Source organism: Brevundimonas sp., from assembly GCF_003248455.1.
In the GTDB taxonomy this organism is placed as follows: Bacteria; Pseudomonadota; Alphaproteobacteria; order Caulobacterales; family Caulobacteraceae; genus Brevundimonas.
In genome coordinates, this window is record NZ_QFNM01000020.1 from 52070 (window position 1) to 67788 (window position 15719).

The following is a 15719-nucleotide window of genomic DNA, read 5'->3' on the forward strand; positions in this document are numbered from 1 at the left end:
CGCGCTCGACCATGACCAAATCGCGACCGTGGCGGTATGCCCCGCTCTCGACGGAAGATCGAGTCGGATTGAGTTAACGGCGATGACGCCGCAGGAGATCAGGGTTGCAATACGCCGATATCGCCGCCGCCATCGCGGGCGGACTGCTTCTGGCCTGGATCGCGGACTTGGTGACGGGACGTCGCGGCTTCGGCGGGACCTCGTTGGTGTCGGGCGTCGGCCTGGCTTGCGGCTGGTTCCTGGCGGTGCGGGTCTTCGCGGTCGGCGCCATGGACAGCTGGGTCTGGGTTCCCTGGGCCTTGGTGGGATCGGCCCTGTGCCTGGGCGCCTTCTTCCTGTTCAGGAACAAGCGCTGATGCCGCCCCGCGCGCGTCGATTCGTCGCCGCGATCGGCGTTCTGGCCTTCCTGGCCTTCTGGGTCTGGGGACTGATCGCGTTGCGCGCGATGTTGCCCCTTCCGCCTGGATCGACTTCGCCTTCTTTGGCCTCGGCGGCGCCGCCTGGGGCCTGCCTCTTATTCCGCTGCTGAAATGGGCCGAGGGGGGCCGAGACCGAAAAAGGCGATGAGGTCGCCCGTCAGGACCACCCCGCCACGATAGCTGCGATAGCTTCGTGGCGTTGTTCTTCGGCGACGTTGGAACTAAAACGCGTTCCGCGCACCTTGGCGTATAGTCACGCTTGTCAACAACCATGAAGTCCGCTCGTTCGTCCGTCTTCCTGCCTGTTCTCGCGCTGGCGCTGTCCGGCGTCGGAGCCTGCGCCTCCATCCCCGGGATGTCGGGCGTTCAGGTCAACCGCGAGGAGGCGGCGCGCGGCGGCAAGACCTTCGGCGAAGGCGTGGCGGACGCGGCCACCGCTCCGCTGGACGACCTCAACCTGCGTCGGGAGGCGGTTCCCGAAGTCCTGATCTCGGCCCGTCGAGCGCCCTATGGGACCGAGGGGCTGCGCCGCTGCTCGGCTGTCATCGCCCAGATCGATCACCTGGACGAGGCCTTGGGTCCAGATGTCGACCAGCCCCAACCCGCCGCCGGCACGGGCGAGACCGCGGCCAACGCCGCCCTCGACGTGGTCCGCGACACAGCGACGGACTTCATTCCGCTCAGAAGCTGGGTGCGCCGCCTGTCCGGCGCAGCGGCCCATGACCGGGAGGTTCAGGCGGCGATCCGCGCCGGCTTGGTCCGCCGCGGCTTCCTGAAGGGCGTCGCCCACCAGCGCCGCTGCACGCGGGCCGAGGGCTGATCGATCGTCGAGGGACGCCGACGCCGCCTCTCGAGCGTTTGCTTTCCAGACCCGGCCATCTGGGTGCGTTTAGAGCTTCGATGAAAGGCGTCGCCGGATGGTGCGACGCAGAACGTGGATCGCGGCCATGACTGTGAAGGCGTCGTTGTCGGGCGGCTCCGAGACCTCGGCCGACCCTGGCGCGCGCAAGATCTCCAGTCCGCGTCGCGTCGCGTCGTTCGGCTTGCGATCCAGCCCGCGACCCTCGAAAGAAATCACGGATTGTGCCCCATATGCGCCCCAAAGCGGATTTGCGAAGGGGCCGCCGAACGGCGGCCCCTTCAGAACCATTCAAATCAGCGATTCAGATGGTCGGAGCGACAGGATTCGAACCTGCGACCCCTTGACCCCCAGTCAAGTGCGCTACCAGGCTGCGCCACGCTCCGAAGGCGCTCCCTATAGACGGGGGGACCGGTGATCGCAAACGCTAAAACGACTTATCCACCTACGGCGATAGAACGGCGTCCAGACGCGCCTTCGCCTGCTCGAGATCGCGGAGAAGCCGCTGCAAAGCCGAGGTTTCCAGCGCCCCGTCATCCACCGGCGGCGACGAATCCAGCGCGCCGTCCTCGATCAGAGCGGCGACCTCGGCCCCGACCAGCTTCTTCAGTCCCTGCTCTCTGTGCAGACGCTGCACGCCCCGGATCGTCAGCCCGTCGTCGTGCAACAGCCGCTTGACGGCCTTCAGCACCAGCACATCCTGCGGGCGATAAAACCGCCGCCCTCCGGCGCGTTTCACCGGCGTCACGAAGTCGAACTTGGTTTCCCAGAAACGCAGCACGTGCTGAGGAGCCCCGACCTCTTCGGCGGCTTCGGAAATGGTGCGAAAGGCGCCGGCGCTCTTGGCCACCGGAATCAGGCCTCGACGACGGCGTCGTGAACCCGGCTTTTCATGATCTGGGAGGCGCGGAAGCTGATGACCCGGCGCGGGTTGATGGCCGCCGGCTCGCCCGTCTTGGGATTGCGCCCCATGCGCGCGCGCTTCTCGCGGACCTGGAAGACGCCGAAGCCCGACAGCTTCACCGTCTCGCCGCGTTCCAGCGATTCGACGATCAGCTCCAGCGTCCGTTCGACCAGGGCCGAACACTCCTGGCGGGACAGGCCGACCTCGTCATGCACCGCCTCGCAAAGGTCGGCGCGGGTCACAGTCTGCTGGCCTGCCATCGTATCCCCCGCTCGTGCGATCCAATCGCCGTCATAGGGACGCAAAGTCCCCAAAAAATCAATGCCGCTAGCCGATTTAGAGCCTCAGGGCGCAGGCGCCCCAGGTCAGGCCGCCGCCCATGGCCTCCAACAGCACCATGTCGCCCTTCTTGATCCGTCCATCCTGGATCGCGGCGTCCAGCGCCAGCGGAATGGACGCGGCCGAGGTGTTGGCGTGCATGGCCACGGTCGAGATCACCTTGTTCTCGTCCAGGCCCAGCCGGTCTCCGACGCCCTTGATGATCCTCTGGTTGGCTTGGTGGGGCACGAACCAGTCCACGTCCGAAATCTGAATGTCCGCGGCGCCGCAGGCGGCGGTGATGCCTTCGGCGATATTGACGACGGCGTGGCGGAAGACCTGGTTGCCGGCCATGCGCAGATGCCCGACCGTGCCCGTCGTCGCCGGCCCGCCATCGACATAAAGGAGATCGGCCTTGGAGCCGTCGGCGCGCAAGGCGAAGCCCAGCAGCCCCTGGTCGTCCGACGTCCCCTGCCCTTCGCGCGGCTCCAGCACCACGGCCCCCGCGCCGTCGCCGAACAGGACGCAGGTGGTCCGGTCGGTCCAGTCCATCAGCCGGGTCATTTCCTCGGCCCCGATCACCAGGGCGCATTTCGACAGACCCCGCGCCACGAAGCCGTCGGCGACGCCGAGCGCATAAACGAAGCCCGAGCAGACCGCCTGGACGTCGAAGGCCACGCCCACGCCCGCGCCCAGCTTGCTCTGGACGATGGAGGCCACCGCGGGAAAGGTCATGTCCGGCGTCGTCGTCGCCACGACGATCAGGTCGACGTCCGTCGACGCCTTGCCGGCGTCGGCCAGGGCCTTCCTGGCGGCCTCGACCGCCAGGTCGCTGGTCGGCTGATCGTCGCGCGCCTTGTGGCGCTGCTTGATGCCGGTGCGTTCCTGGATCCATTCGTCGGACGTGTCGACGATCTTGGCCAGGTCGGCGTTGGTGACGACCTGCTCCGGCAGGTACGAGCCGACGCCGGTGACGACGCTGCGGGTGACGCTCACTGGACGGTTTCTCCGGCGGGTGCGGTCGGTTTGGCGTGGTCGAAGACGACGCCGAGTTTGCCCAGATTGTCGCCCACCTTGCTCATATAATCGCTGCGGGCCAGATCGACGGCGATGCGGATGGCGGCGCCGAACCCCTTGGCGTCGGCCCCGCCATGGCTTTTCACGACGATGCCGTTCAGGCCCAGCAAGGGGCCGCCGTTGATGGCGCTGGGATCGATCTTCTGGCGCATCTTCTTCAGGGCGGGCATGGCGATGGCCGCCCCCAGCTTGGACTGGAGGTTGGAGGTCAAAGCCTCCCTCAGCAGGGCCGATATGTAGCGGGCCGTGCCTTCGGCGGTCTTGAGGGCGATGTTGCCGGTGAAGCCGTCGGTGACGACCACGTCCACCGTGCCCTTGGCGATGTCGTCGCCCTCGACGAACCCATGATAATTCAGGTCGAACGGCCCGTCGCGCAGGATGGCGTGCGCCTCCTTGACCTGTTCGTTGCCCTTCATGTCTTCCGAACCGACGTTCAGCAGGCCGATGGAGGGCCGCGCCACGCCGTGCACGGCCGACTGGAAGGCTTCGCCCATGATGGCGAACTCGACCAGTTGCTCGGCGTCGCTGCCGATGTTGGCGCCCACGTCCAGGACCGCCGTATGGCCTTTGAAGGTCGGCCAGCTGGCGACGATGGCGGGCCGTTCCAGCCCCGGCGCGGACATCCGCAGGATCAGCTTGGCGATAGCCATCAGGGCGCCGGTGTTGCCGGCCGAGACGATGCCGCCCGCTTCGCCGGTCTTCACGACTTCGATGGCGTTCCACAGGCTGGAGCCCTTGCCGCGCCGCATGGCCTGGGCGGGCTTTTCATCCATCGCCACCACCTTGTCCGTATGGCGAATCTCCACCATGTCGGCCGGCAGGTTGCAGCGCGCCAGATGCGCCCGGATCTGGCCCTCGTCCCCATGCAGCAGGAAACGGACGCCGTCGCCGCCGTGGACGGAGAGATAGCTGCGGATGCCGGGAACGACGACGGACGGCCCGTGATCGCCGCCCATGGCGTCAAGCGAGATCGTAACTGGGGTGAGCAAAGGGACCTCTTATGGCCGCGTCGACCTTGTCGCGCGACGCTTGGTTGGGCGCTGGACGATAGCGCCGACGCCGGGGGATGCAACCACCCGGCCCCTGCGTCAACCTTGACCAAGTCTCAGTCCTGCGCGTCGCGATCCTTCAACGCCTTCAAGGCGGCGAAAGGCGAAATCTCGTTGGGCTCCTGCGGTTGCACGAACGCCGCACCCGGCTTGCGGGGGAACGGGTCCAGGGACAGCACCAACTGCTCCACCGCATATTGGCCCAGGTCGATCTTCCCGTCCTCGATCAGGTCGGCGCCGTCCTCGTCCAGGGTGATCTCGATCTCGTCGGTTTGCTCCGGCGCCGCCTCGGCCAGCTGGATGGAGAAATGTCGATCCACATCCACCGGCAGCGGCTCCAGCGTCAGACCGCAGGTCTGGACGGCGTGGGCGACGACGCGGCCCTTCATCGTCCATTCGCCGCTGGACGGGGTGGGCTTGATCTCGAAATCGACCGCGAACCCCTCCAGACCCTGCAAGTCCAGGGCGCGGGCGATTCGCTGGCGGGCCTCCGCGTCCGGCTCCAGCCGCCGGCTCAGGCCCGCGCCGATCTGATTGATGCGAACCACGTCGCTGAAAGGAGGCGTCATGCTCATCTCGTTCAAACCTCGGCCCAGGCCGGCGTCGCCAGCACGGCCTTGAAATCCTGCTCCGCCAGGCGCGCACGGCTGGACAGGGCGTATTCCGCCAGGGCGGCGGCGTGTTCGGCCTGCGGCTCGGCATAGACGTTACGGGCCATCGCCTGCGACAGGACAGTGGCGTCCCCGCTCCGCAGCGGCCCTTCATAGGCGTTCATCCGACCATAGACGGCCTCGCCCAGCTTGCGCATCTTCTTGGCGACCGACACGTCGCCCACGCCCTCTTCGCGCAATGCATGATCCAGCGCCGAGACATAGACGTCGAACACCGCCTGGGCGGCGTCGCGTCCCTGGGCCGTGTCCTCGTCGCGCAACCGCAACACAAGCAGCAGCACGTGCAGCGTATAAAGCTCGAATCGGGCGTCTATGCGGTCGGCCACGCCCAGCCGCGTATAGAAGGCCGGATTGCGCGCCTGCGCCACCGCCCTGGCGTACAGATCGTCGCCGATGCGCGGCCCGGATCGCGGTTTGAACAGGTTTTTCAGCATGGGTTCCAACGGCCCCTTTTCCGCCGCGCCGTTGAACTAGGACGCAGGTCCGTCTAGGTCAAAGACCTTGTTCTCTCGCAGGCGCCCGACCATGTCCCGTTTCGTCCCGCTTTTCGCCGCCGTTTCGCTGGCTGGTCTCAGCGCCGCCTGCGCGCCCGTCATCGGCTCGAACGGCTTCCAGGCCATCGACGCCAAGCCTCAGGACGTGGTCGCCGGGACCGACACCAAGGAGACGGTGCTGGCCAAGCTGGGTTCGCCGTCGACCACCTCGACCTTCGAACCGAACCAGGTCTGGTACTACATCAGCCAGACGACCGAGAAATACACCTACAACCTGCCCAAGGTCTCCAGCCGCACCGTGACCGAAATCACCTTCGCGCCCGGCGGGGACCAGGTGGCGTCGGTGCGGACCCTGGGTCTGAACGACGGCGAGGACATCGCCATGAACCGCAACGAGACCCCGACGCGCGGCCGCGAATTGACGGTGCTTGAACAACTGCTGGGCAATGTGGGTCGCGGTCAGTTGCCGCGCACGGACGAGGACGCCCCCGGTCAACGCCGCCCCGACTGACATCGGGCGACAGACCGGATATGCAAACGGCCCGGAGATCGCTCTCCGGGCCGTCGTCATTTCAGGGCGCGGTCCTAACCGACCGACCCGCTGGCCAGAACCGCCAACAGCAGCAGGGCCACGATGTTGGTGATCTTGATCATCGGGTTCACCGCCGGGCCGGAGGTGTCCTTGTAGGGGTCGCCGACCGTGTCGCCGGTCACGGCCGCCTTATGGGCTTCCGAGCCCTTGCCGTGGACGACGCCGTTCTTGTCGGTGAAGCCTTCCTCGATCAGCTTCTTGGCGTTGTCCCAGGCGCCGCCGCCCGAGGTCATCGAAATGGCCACGAACAGGCCGGTGACGATCACCCCCATCAACATGGCGCCCAGGGCCGCGAAGGCGTTGGCCTTGTCCGAGATCGCAAGCACAGCCACGAACAGGACGATGGGCGACAGGACCGGCAGCAGCGACGGCGCGATCATCTCGCGGATCGCCGCCTTGGTCAGGATGTCGACCGCCCGGCCGTACTCCGGCTTGACCTGATAGGTCATGATGCCGGGATTCTCGCGGAATTGGCGGCGCACTTCGGCGACGACCGATTCGGCCGCCCGCCCCACGGCCATCATCGACATCCCCCCGAATAGAAAGGGCAGCAGCCCCCCGAACAGCAGGCCGACGACGACATAGGGGTTGGTCAGATCGAAGGCGATCGGCCCCATATTGGCGAAGAACGGATAGTCCGCCGGGTTGGCCGAGAAATACTGCAGATCCGACGTATAGGCCGCGAACAGCACCAACGCCCCCAGGCCCGCCGAGCCGATGGCGTAGCCCTTGGTCACGGCCTTGGTCGTGTTGCCCACGGCATCGAGCGCATCCGTCGAATGCCGCACCTCGGCCGGCAGGCCCGCCATTTCGGCGATGCCGCCGGCGTTGTCGGTCACGGGTCCGAAGGCGTCCAGCGCCACGATCATGCCCGCCACGCCCAGCATGGTGGTGGTGGCGATGGCGATGCCGAACAGGCCCGCCAACTGGAAGCTGACGACGATGCCGGCGATGATGGTCAGGGCCGGAAGGGCCGTGGCCTCCAGCGACACCGCCAGACCCTGGATGACATTGGTGCCGTGGCCGGAGACAGAGGCGTTGGCCACCGACCGCACGGGCCGGAAGCCCGAGCCGGTGTAGTATTCCGTCACCACGACGATGGCCGCCGTCACGCCCAGCCCGACCAGGCCGGACCAGAACAGGGCCATCGGCTGGATCTCCAGCCCGCCTGCGGTGACGATCGGCCCCGTCACCATCTGGTCGATCACCCACCAGACCGCGCCGATGGACAGGACGCCGGTCACGATCAGTCCCTGATAGAGGGCGCCCATGATGTTGCGGCTCTTGCCCAGTCGCACGAAGAAGCTGCCGACGATGGAGGTGACGATGCAGACCGCGCAGATCGCCAGCGGCAGCGCCATCATCACGTCCACATAGGGCTGGTCGCGGAAGAAGATGGCGGCCAGCACCATGGTCGCCACCGTCGTCACCGCGTAGGTTTCGAACAGATCGGCGGCCATGCCGGCGCAGTCGCCGACATTGTCGCCGACATTGTCGGCGATGGTAGCGGCGTTGCGGGGATCGTCCTCTGGGATTCCCGCCTCGACCTTGCCCACCATGTCGCCGCCCACGTCCGCGCCCTTGGTGAAGATGCCGCCGCCGAGCCGCGCGAAGATGGAGATCAGCGAGGCGCCGAAGCCCAGCGCCACCAGGCCGTCGATCACTTCGCGCCCGGTGGACGCCAGCCCCAGATGCTGGGTCAGCACGATGTAATAGCCCGACCGACACACCGATCAGGGCGCCGCCGGCCACGAACATGCCCGTAATGGCGCCGGAGCGGAACGCCAGGTCCAGCCCCTTGGCCAGTCCCTCGGACGCAGCCTGGGCCGTACGGACGTTGGCGCGCACCGAGATCAGCATCCCCGCATAGCCCGCCGCGCCGGACAGGACCGCCCCGATCAGGAAGCCGACGGCGGCGTAGACGCCGATCAGGAAATAGGCGGCGATCAGGATCACGATCCCCACCATGCCGATGGTCAGATATTGCCGCTTCAGATAGGCGGAAGCGCCTTCCTGAATCGCGGCTGCGATCTCTCGCATCTTGTCGTTGCCGGTGCTCGCCTTCATCAGCACGGCCGTCTGGACGGCGCCGTAAAGCACCGCCAGGACACCGGCCGCGAAGACCAGCGTGAGATAAGTCGTCATTGGCGTTTCCATGCCCTTGCAAACAGGCGCGCGGGCCTGGAGCGGCGGGCGGGCGTTATCGCCTCTGTCCGCCTTCCGGTCCCCCCGCGCGCGGCGAACGCATCATCGCGTCCCTTGGGATTTGCATATCGACGGTGTCACGACGCGAACCGCGATGCAATCGGGCAGCCCAACCGCCGCTAGGGGGACAAGCTGTGACGGTTGCGATGTCTGGCGTCTCGTGAGACTGTTCGTCGGAACGAGGGTTTCCAAATGATCTTGACCGTCCTGTTTATTGCTGGAGCCTTAGCTTTTCAGGATCGACCGGCAACATCGGCGCCGGCGGCCGTCGCCGCCCAGCCTGAACCGCCCGCTCAGACGGCGCCGCAAAGACCACGCCGTATCTGTGAAACCCGGGCCTTGACCGGTCGACGGCTAGAGCAGCGCATCTGCTACACGCCGGAGCAATATGCCGAGATGGTGGCGATCAAGCGCAGGGAGGCCGAGGAAATGGTCGCCCGCGGCATCAATCAAGACGACGCCCGCGCAGCGGGCGGCATACCCCGTTAGGGGCGGGACGGCATTCCGGCGCGGCGACGCGGGGTCTGAGAGACGATTTCGACCCGAACGACAGACCCACGCCCCGATATGCCGTTGGCCGCCGCGACCACGGCGGCGGACAGGGCGCGCTCGTCCAGCCGGGTCCAGTCGCCCGGCACGGTGAAGGGGGTGCGGTGCGCGGCCTTCACCAGGGCGTCGCGGAAGAAGGCCTCCTTGGGCTTGATCTGCTCCAGCGTCTTGCCGGCGCCCAGTTCCAGCCGCAGGGCCACGAACACATAGTTTCTCAGCCGGCCGCCCTCGATGACCGGCAGGCCCAGCCCCGCGATACCGAGCGAGGCCGGCGCGGCGGGCGAGTCGCTGGACGCGGCGGCGGCGCCGCGCGGCAGGGCGCTCGCGACAGCAGCGGTTCCGGCGACGATCAGGCTTCTTCGATCCATATCCGGCGGATAGCCGAAGGACGTTAGGATTCCCTTGCCGCCTCAGCGGTGCGTCCAGCCGGGACGCGCCATCTGGACCGGCCGACCATCATAGGTCGCAGTCAGGCCGACCCCGGCCGCGACCTCCCCTACTCGCGTCAGCCTGACCAGACGACGCTCGGCTTCGCGACGCAGGGACTCCTCATGGCGCGGGTGGGCGGTGAAGGCGATCTGATAGTCGTCGCCGCCGCCCGCCAGGTCTTCCAGCGACAGCTGCGCGTCGACGCGGTCGTCGAACCAGGCCTGGGCCGCCGCCGACAAGGGCAGGACGTTCAGGTTCAGCATGATCGCCGCGCCGCTGGCGCGCGCGACGTGGGCCAGGTCCGCCGCCAGGCCGTCCGACACATCCACCGATGCGGTTGCGAACTCGCGCACCACGGGGGCGAAGTCCAGACGCGGCGTCGGCGTGCGGTAATGGTCGATCAGGGCGGCGATCCGCTCTTCATCCAGCGCCAGCTCGCCCCGCGCGGCCCGGAGGCCCAAGAGCCCGTCGCCGATGGAGCCGGTGACGAAGACCAGGTCCCCGACCTGCGCGCCCGCACGACTCACCGCCGCGCCCGCCGGAACCCAGCCCAGCGCCGTCAAGGAAAAGCTGGCCGGACCCGGCGTTTTCACCGTATCGCCGCCCAGCAGCCCCACGCCGAACCGCGCCTGGTCCTCGGCCAGTCCCGCCGCGAACGCCTCGCGCTCGGGCCAGCCGCACCGTTCGGACCAGAAGCAGGACAGCAGATAGCCGAACGGCTCGGCGCCCTTGGCCGCCAGGTCCGACAGGTTCACCCGCAACAGCTTCCTGGCCACCGTATCCAGGGGGTCGCCGGGCAGGAAATGCACCCCCTCGACCATCGCGTCCTTGGTCAGGACTAGGTCTTGACCAGGCCGCGACGGCAGGATGGCCACATCGTCCGTCAGACCCCGCGCCCATTCGGGATGGGCCAGGGGCTTCAGCAGCCGCTCGATCGTCTCGAATTCGCCCGCGACGTCGAGCGCAGGCATTATTTGCGCGTGTCTCTGGCCACGCCGTCCAGGGCGGCGTTGACGAAACGCGCCTCGGCGTCGTCGAAGAAGGCCTTGGCCAGTTCGACATATTCGTCGATCACAACCTCGCGCGGGGTCTCGGGCTGTTTCATCAGCTCCCAGGCGCCCGAGCGCAACAGGGCGCGCAGGGTGGCGTCGATCCGCTCCAGCTTCCAGTTGGCGGCCAGGCGCGCCTTGATGGCGGCGTCGATCTCGCGCTGGCTTTCGATCACGCCGCGCACGATCTCTGCAAAATAGGCTTCGTCGGCCTCGGCCAGGGCCTGGCCTTCGAGATCGGCGTCGAAACGGAAGTTCGAGAATTCGGCGATCACCGTCTCCACCCCCTCGCCCGCCAACTCCATCTGATAAAGGGCCTGGACGGCGGCCAGGCGCGACACGGTGCGGGCGCGGCGTTGCTTGGAGCTCAGGTTCGGCTCGGCGCGCTGCTTCTCGATCTCGGCCAGCTGTTCGAGGACGGATTTGACGCTGTTCGGTTCGGTCATGCGCCGACGCCTACGCGCAATCGCTTCTTCAAGGCAATGAGATCGAGGCAGGCTTTCGCCGCGCCGCCGCCCTTATCCCCTTCCGATAGCCGCGCCCTATACCAGGCCTGGTCTTCGTCCTCGGTCGTCAGGACGCCGTTGCCGATGGCCAGCCCCTTGACGCCCAGGGCCATGATGCCGGCGGCCGACTGGTCCGAGACGATCTCGAAATGATAGGTCTCTCCGCGGATCACCGCGCCCAGGGCGACATAGCCGTCATAGCGCGGGGCGGTCGGGAAACGCCCCGCCTCCTCGGCCATGGCGATGGCGGGCGGGATTTCCAGGGCGCCCGGCACGGTCACGACGTCGAAATCCGCGCCGCGCGCCTTCAGCGTCTCCTTGGCGCCTTCCAGCAGAGCGTCGGCGAGGGCGTCGTAGAAACGGGCCTCGACGATCAGAATACGGGGTGCGTCGCTCACGCCTTGGTTTCTCCGTCCATGTCGCGCCAGCCGACGATGCGCAGGCCATAACCTTCCAACGCCGTAGGCTCGGGCCGCGTCGAACTCATCACGATCATGTCCTTGACGCCCAGGTCCAGCAGAATTTGGGCCCCCACGCCATAGGCGCGCAGCGACCGATCCATCGCCGCCGGCCGATCCACGCCCGCCAGCCGCTCCGCCAGAGGATTGAGCGACGGATCACGGAGGAAGACGACGACGCCAGCGCCGTCGTGGTCGGTGATCTGTTTCAGCGCGCTGGGCACATAGTCCTGGCGCGCCTCGACATGGCCCAGCAGGTCGCAGGCGAAGTCCACCTGGTGCATCCGCACCAGGGTCGGCTTGCCAGGGTCGATCCGGCCCTTGACCAGGGCGACGTGCTCGGTCCCCTCGATGGCGTTCCTGTACAGCATCAGCCGGAAGGGGCCGCCGTGGACGCTTTCGAACGGCGTATCCATGATCCGCTCGACGAACCGTTCGGTGCGGCGGCGATAGGCGATCAGGTCGGCGATGGTGCCGATCTTGAGCCCGTGCAACTGGGCGAAGGCGACAAGGTCGGGCATCCGCGCCATCTCGCCGTCGTCCTTGATGATCTCGCAGATCACGCCCGCCGGCGTCAGGCCCGCCATGCGGCTGATGTCGACCGCAGCCTCGGTATGGCCGGCCCGGACCAGGACGCCGCCGTCGCGCGCCACCAGCGGGAAGATGTGGCCGGGCGAGACGATGTCGTCCATCCCCTTGGTCGCGTCGGTCGCCACATGGATGGTGCGCGAACGGTCGGCCGCGGAAATGCCGGTCGTGACGCCCTCCTTTGCCTCGATCGAGACGGTGAAGGCGGTCTTCATGCTCTCGCGGTTGTCGGCGGCCATCGGCGGCAGGCGCAGCTGCTGCGCCCGCTCGGCCGTCAGTGCCAGACAGACCAGGCCGCGCGCCTGGCGGATCATGAAGTTGATCTGGTCCGGGGTGGCGAACTGGGCGGGGATGATGATGTCCCCCTCGTTCTCGCGATCCTCGGCGTCGACCAGGATGAAGGGACGGCCGTTGCGCGCGTCCTCCAGTATGTCCTCGATCGAACTGATCGGGCTGTCATAAGATTTCGGGACGAGTTGCATCATGCGGTCTCCTGCCACCGCGCGAGATATCGCGCCAGCATGTCGATCTCCAGATTCACCGGATCGCCGGCCTTCAGACGGCCCAGGGTCGTCACATTCCAGGTGTGGGGAATGATGTTCAGCGAGAAGACCCGCCCCTCGACGCGGTTGACCGTCAGGGACACGCCGTCCACGGTGATCGAGCCCTTGGCGGCGATATAGCGGTGCAGGGGCGCCGGCGCCTCGACCTCGACCCGATGCGATCCGCCTTCGGGCGTGATCGACACGATCCGGCCCAGACCGTCGACATGGCCCGAGACGACATGGCCGCCCATTTCGTCGCCCAGTTTCGCCGCCCGCTCCAGATTGACGCCGTCGCCGGCCTTCCAGGCGCCGAGCGTGGTTCTGGACAGGGTCTCGTTCGACACTTCGACGGCGAACCACCCCGCGCCCTTTTCCGTGACGGTCAGGCAGCAGCCCGCGTGGCTGATGGACGCCCCCAGGTCGATGCCGGACGTGTCCCAGGCGGTCTCGATCTCATAGCGGCGGTCGCGGTCGGTCTCGCGGACCTCGCGGACGCGGCCGATGTCGGTGACGATGCCGGTGAACATTTAAACCCTGGCCCCTTTCGGACCCGAAAAACACAGTCTGAATAGTCTGAATCGTCTGAAATCGACGCAGACGGCGGGGTCAGGATCGCGCGTAGCGTTCCCACAGGTCGTCTCCGACGGGCTCGACGCCCAGGCGTCGGAACTTGGGGGCGTCGGCCAGCTTTGCAAGCGCCAGGGACGCGACGCAGGGCCTGCCCTCCCCGCCCAACAGGATCGGGGCGCGGAACCATTCCAGCGCATCGACCGCGCCGGCGCGCAGGAAGGCGGCCGCGACCTGGCCCCCGCCCTCGATCAACAGCGAGGCGGCGCCGGCGTCCTTCAGCGCGTTCAAAACCGCAGGGATCGCTGGGCGGCCGTTCTCGGCCTCGACCTGTTTCACCTCGGCCGCGCCGACCGGACGGGGTTCGGCGGCGGTCAGGATCAGGGTGTTCCGGCCGGCCAGTTTCGCCGTCGCGGGCGTGCGCAGACGGCTGTCCAGCACCACGCGCAACGGCTGATCGACGCTGCGGCCCGGCAGGCGCGCGGTCAATTCGGGGTCGTCTTGCAACACGGTTTCGACCCCGACCAGAATGGCGTCATGGGCGGCGCGCAGGCGGTGGCCTTCCAGCCGCGCCGCCTCGCCCGTGATCCAGCGGCTTTCGCCCGAGGCCGTGGCGATCCGCCCGTCCAGCGAGGTCGCCAGTTTCAGCGTGACCCGCATCAGACCTTGCCGGACGGCTCGTCGAAGCCTTCGTCGCCCAGGAATTTGGCGAAGTCGCCGGTGTGGCGGAAGTCCTTGTAGACCGAGGCGTAGCGGACATAGGCAACCTCGTCGACGCCCTTAAGCGCCTTCATGATGAAGTCGCCGACCGTGCTGGACGGGATCTCGGTCTCGCCCAGACTTTCCAGCTGACGCACGATCCGGTTGACCATCTGCTCGACCTGGTCGGGCTCGACCGGGCGTTTTCGCAGCGCGACGCCCAGCGAGCGTTCCAGCTTGTCGCGCTCGAACGGCGTGCGGCGGCCGTTCCGCTTCAGGATCACCAGTTCGCGCAGTTGCACCCGCTCGAAGGTGGTGAAGCGCCCGTTGCAGTTGGGGCAGGACCGGCGGCGACGAATGGCCGAACCGTCGTCCGACGGCCGACTGTCCTTCACCTGAGTATCCTGATGACCGCAAAAAGGGCACTTCATCAGCGGCTTACCTGTAGATCGGGAAGCGGTGCGTCAACTCGCGCACCTGGGCTGCAACCCCCGCGACCACGGCAGGATCGGCCTCGTCGCCGCCATTCATCGACGAGACGACGTCAGCGATCCAGTGACCGATCTGCTGGAACTCGGCCTCGCCGAAGCCGCGCGTGGTGCCGGCCGGGGTGCCCAGGCGGACGCCCGAGGTGACGGTGAAGGGGGCGGTGTCGAACGGCACGCCGTTTTTGTTGCAGGTCATCAGCGCCTTTTCGAGCTCGTGCTCGGTCGCCTTGCCGGTGACGCCCTTGGGCCGCAGGTCGACCAGCATCAGGTGGCTGTCGGTGCCGCCAGAGACGATGGCCAGGCCGCGCTCGACCAGGACGGCGGCCAGGGCCTGGGCGTTCCTGACCACCTGCTGGGCGTAGACCTTGAACTCGGGCTTCAGCGCCTCGCCGAAGGCCACGGCCTTGCCGGCGATGACGTGCTCCAGCGGGCCGCCCTGCAGGCCGGGGAAGACGGCCGAGTTGATCTTCTTGCCCAGGTCCGCGTCGTTGGACAGGATCATGCCGCCGCGCGGGCCGCGCAGGGTCTTGTGCGTCGTGGTGGTGACGACATGGGCGTGAGGGATCGGGTCGGGATAGACGCCGCCCGCCACCAGACCGGCGTAGTGGGCCATATCGACCATCAGATAGGCGCCGACGCTGTCGGCGATCTCGCGGAAGCGCTTGAAGTCGATGTGGCGGCTGTAGGCGCTGGCGCCCGCCAGGATCAGCTTGGGCTTTTCACGCTCGGCCATTTCGGCGACGTGATCGTAATCAATGAGATGCGTGTCTTCCGTCACCTTGTAAGTCACGGGCCGGAACCATTTGCCTGACTGGTTGGCGGGCGAGCCGTGGGTCAGGTGGCCGCCGCAGGCCAGGTCCATGCCCAGGAAGGTGTCGCCGGGCTGCAGCAGGGTGAAGAAGACCGCCTGGTTCGCCTGGGCGCCCGAGTGCGGCTGGACGTTGGCGAAGGCCGCGCCGAACAGTTGCTTGGCGCGCTCGCGGGCCAGATCCTCGGTCACGTCGACGAACTCGCAGCCGCCGTAATAGCGACGACCGGGATAGCCTTCCGCGTATTTGTTCGTCAGGACCGACCCTTGCGCATCCAGCACCGCCTGGGAGACGATATTCTCGGAAGCGATCAGCTCGATCTGCTCGCGCTGACGGCCCAGCTCGCCCTGAATGCCCTTGAAGACGTCCGGGTCGGCGTCGGCGAGAGTCTTGGTGAAATAGGCGTCATGGGTGAAGGCGGTCACGCTGGAAATCCCCGCAAAT

19 protein-coding genes, 1 tRNA gene and 1 pseudogene are annotated in these 15719 nt (G+C 67.3%); 4 read left to right on the top strand and 17 right to left on the bottom strand.

Annotation, left to right across the window (positions count from 1 at the left end; all coding sequences use genetic code 11):
• The first annotated feature begins 104 nt into the window (after positions 1 to 104).
• Together DI624_RS09005 and DI624_RS09010 are read left to right on the top strand one after the other, a co-directional pair.
• On the top strand, positions 105 to 356 hold the full coding sequence (locus DI624_RS09005; RefSeq protein ID WP_291537445.1) for a transglycosylase: 252 nt from the start codon (positions 105 to 107) through the stop codon (positions 354 to 356).
• A 334-nt stretch (positions 357 to 690) separates the two neighbouring features.
• On the top strand, positions 691 to 1239 hold the full coding sequence (locus DI624_RS09010) for a hypothetical protein (protein ID WP_291537446.1): 549 nt from the start codon (positions 691 to 693) through the stop codon (positions 1237 to 1239).
• A 348-nt stretch (positions 1240 to 1587) separates the two neighbouring features.
• On the opposite strand, the gene DI624_RS09015 is transcribed toward DI624_RS09010, so the two are convergent.
• From DI624_RS09015 to DI624_RS09045, 7 genes are all read right to left on the bottom strand, one after another.
• Positions 1588 to 1664, bottom strand: a tRNA-Pro gene (locus tag DI624_RS09015).
• A 59-nt stretch (positions 1665 to 1723) separates the two neighbouring features.
• Entirely contained in the window at positions 1724 to 2128 is a 405-nt protein-coding gene (locus DI624_RS09020; protein WP_291537448.1) for a MerR family transcriptional regulator, read from the bottom strand.
• A gap of 5 nt (positions 2129 to 2133) precedes the next feature.
• Positions 2134 to 2442, bottom strand: coding sequence for an integration host factor subunit alpha (locus DI624_RS09025; RefSeq protein WP_087119525.1), 309 nt, complete (start codon positions 2440 to 2442; stop codon positions 2134 to 2136).
• 76 nt (positions 2443 to 2518) lie between these two features.
• Complete coding sequence (locus tag DI624_RS09030; protein WP_291537452.1) at positions 2519 to 3496, bottom strand: beta-ketoacyl-ACP synthase III; 978 nt, start codon at positions 3494 to 3496, stop codon at positions 2519 to 2521.
• Positions 3493 to 4566, bottom strand: a complete 1074-nt coding sequence (plsX, locus tag DI624_RS09035) for a phosphate acyltransferase PlsX (protein WP_291537454.1) — start codon at positions 4564 to 4566, stop codon at positions 3493 to 3495. The genes DI624_RS09030 and plsX overlap by 4 nt, the downstream gene beginning before the upstream one ends.
• Before the next feature lie 116 nt (positions 4567 to 4682).
• Complete coding sequence (locus tag DI624_RS09040) at positions 4683 to 5195, bottom strand: DUF177 domain-containing protein (RefSeq protein ID WP_291537456.1); 513 nt, start codon at positions 5193 to 5195, stop codon at positions 4683 to 4685.
• An 11-nt stretch (positions 5196 to 5206) separates the two neighbouring features.
• The gene (locus DI624_RS09045) at positions 5207 to 5731 is read right to left on the bottom strand and encodes a ubiquinol-cytochrome C chaperone family protein (RefSeq protein WP_291537457.1); all 525 of its coding nucleotides are present in this window, start codon (positions 5729 to 5731) and stop codon (positions 5207 to 5209) included.
• A 91-nt stretch (positions 5732 to 5822) separates the two neighbouring features.
• On the opposite strand from DI624_RS09045, the gene DI624_RS09050 reads away from it, so the two are divergent.
• Positions 5823 to 6302 (top strand): outer membrane protein assembly factor BamE, encoded by a 480-nt coding sequence (locus tag DI624_RS09050; protein WP_291537458.1) that lies wholly within the window; start codon positions 5823 to 5825, stop codon positions 6300 to 6302.
• Between the two features lie 74 nt (positions 6303 to 6376).
• Here the strand turns inward: DI624_RS09050 and DI624_RS09055 are convergent.
• A pseudogene (locus DI624_RS09055) lies at positions 6377 to 8528 on the bottom strand (sodium-translocating pyrophosphatase).
• Between the two features lie 252 nt (positions 8529 to 8780).
• On the opposite strand from DI624_RS09055, the gene DI624_RS09060 reads away from it, so the two are divergent.
• On the top strand, positions 8781 to 9077 hold the full coding sequence (locus DI624_RS09060; RefSeq protein ID WP_291537459.1) for a hypothetical protein: 297 nt from the start codon (positions 8781 to 8783) through the stop codon (positions 9075 to 9077).
• Here DI624_RS09060 and DI624_RS09065 read toward each other — a convergent pair.
• The 9 genes from DI624_RS09065 to glyA all read right to left on the bottom strand — a co-directional run bounded on the left by DI624_RS09065 (position 9074) and on the right by glyA (position 15700).
• Positions 9074 to 9505, bottom strand: coding sequence for a hypothetical protein (locus DI624_RS09065; RefSeq protein WP_291537461.1), 432 nt, complete (start codon positions 9503 to 9505; stop codon positions 9074 to 9076). The genes DI624_RS09060 and DI624_RS09065 overlap by 4 nt on opposite strands.
• A gap of 42 nt (positions 9506 to 9547) precedes the next feature.
• Positions 9548 to 10537, bottom strand: a complete 990-nt coding sequence (gene thiL / locus DI624_RS09070; RefSeq protein ID WP_291537463.1) for a thiamine-phosphate kinase — start codon at positions 10535 to 10537, stop codon at positions 9548 to 9550.
• Positions 10537 to 11061 carry a transcription antitermination factor NusB gene (nusB, locus tag DI624_RS09075; protein ID WP_291537465.1) on the bottom strand — a complete coding sequence of 175 codons (525 nt, stop codon included), beginning with the start codon at positions 11059 to 11061 and terminating at the stop codon, positions 10537 to 10539. Before nusB ends, thiL begins: the two co-directional genes overlap by 1 nt.
• Positions 11058 to 11519: a 6,7-dimethyl-8-ribityllumazine synthase gene (gene ribH, locus DI624_RS09080; RefSeq protein ID WP_291537467.1), complete on the bottom strand. Its 462-nt coding sequence runs from the start codon at positions 11517 to 11519 to the stop codon at positions 11058 to 11060. The genes nusB and ribH overlap by 4 nt, the downstream gene beginning before the upstream one ends.
• On the bottom strand, positions 11516 to 12652 hold the full coding sequence (ribB, locus tag DI624_RS09085; protein WP_291537469.1) for a 3,4-dihydroxy-2-butanone-4-phosphate synthase: 1137 nt from the start codon (positions 12650 to 12652) through the stop codon (positions 11516 to 11518). The genes ribH and ribB overlap by 4 nt, the downstream gene beginning before the upstream one ends.
• On the bottom strand, positions 12649 to 13239 hold the full coding sequence (locus tag DI624_RS09090; RefSeq protein ID WP_291537471.1) for a riboflavin synthase: 591 nt from the start codon (positions 13237 to 13239) through the stop codon (positions 12649 to 12651). Before DI624_RS09090 ends, ribB begins: the two co-directional genes overlap by 4 nt.
• A 79-nt stretch (positions 13240 to 13318) precedes the next feature.
• Positions 13319 to 13939 carry a RibD family protein gene (locus DI624_RS09095; protein WP_291537473.1) on the bottom strand — a complete coding sequence of 207 codons (621 nt, stop codon included), beginning with the start codon at positions 13937 to 13939 and terminating at the stop codon, positions 13319 to 13321.
• Positions 13939 to 14409: a transcriptional regulator NrdR gene (nrdR, locus tag DI624_RS09100; protein ID WP_291537474.1), complete on the bottom strand. Its 471-nt coding sequence runs from the start codon at positions 14407 to 14409 to the stop codon at positions 13939 to 13941. The genes DI624_RS09095 and nrdR overlap by 1 nt, the downstream gene beginning before the upstream one ends.
• 7 nt (positions 14410 to 14416) lie before the next feature.
• Positions 14417 to 15700, bottom strand: a complete 1284-nt coding sequence (gene glyA / locus DI624_RS09105) for a serine hydroxymethyltransferase (protein WP_291537476.1) — start codon at positions 15698 to 15700, stop codon at positions 14417 to 14419.
• Positions 15701 to 15719 lie beyond the last annotated feature (19 nt).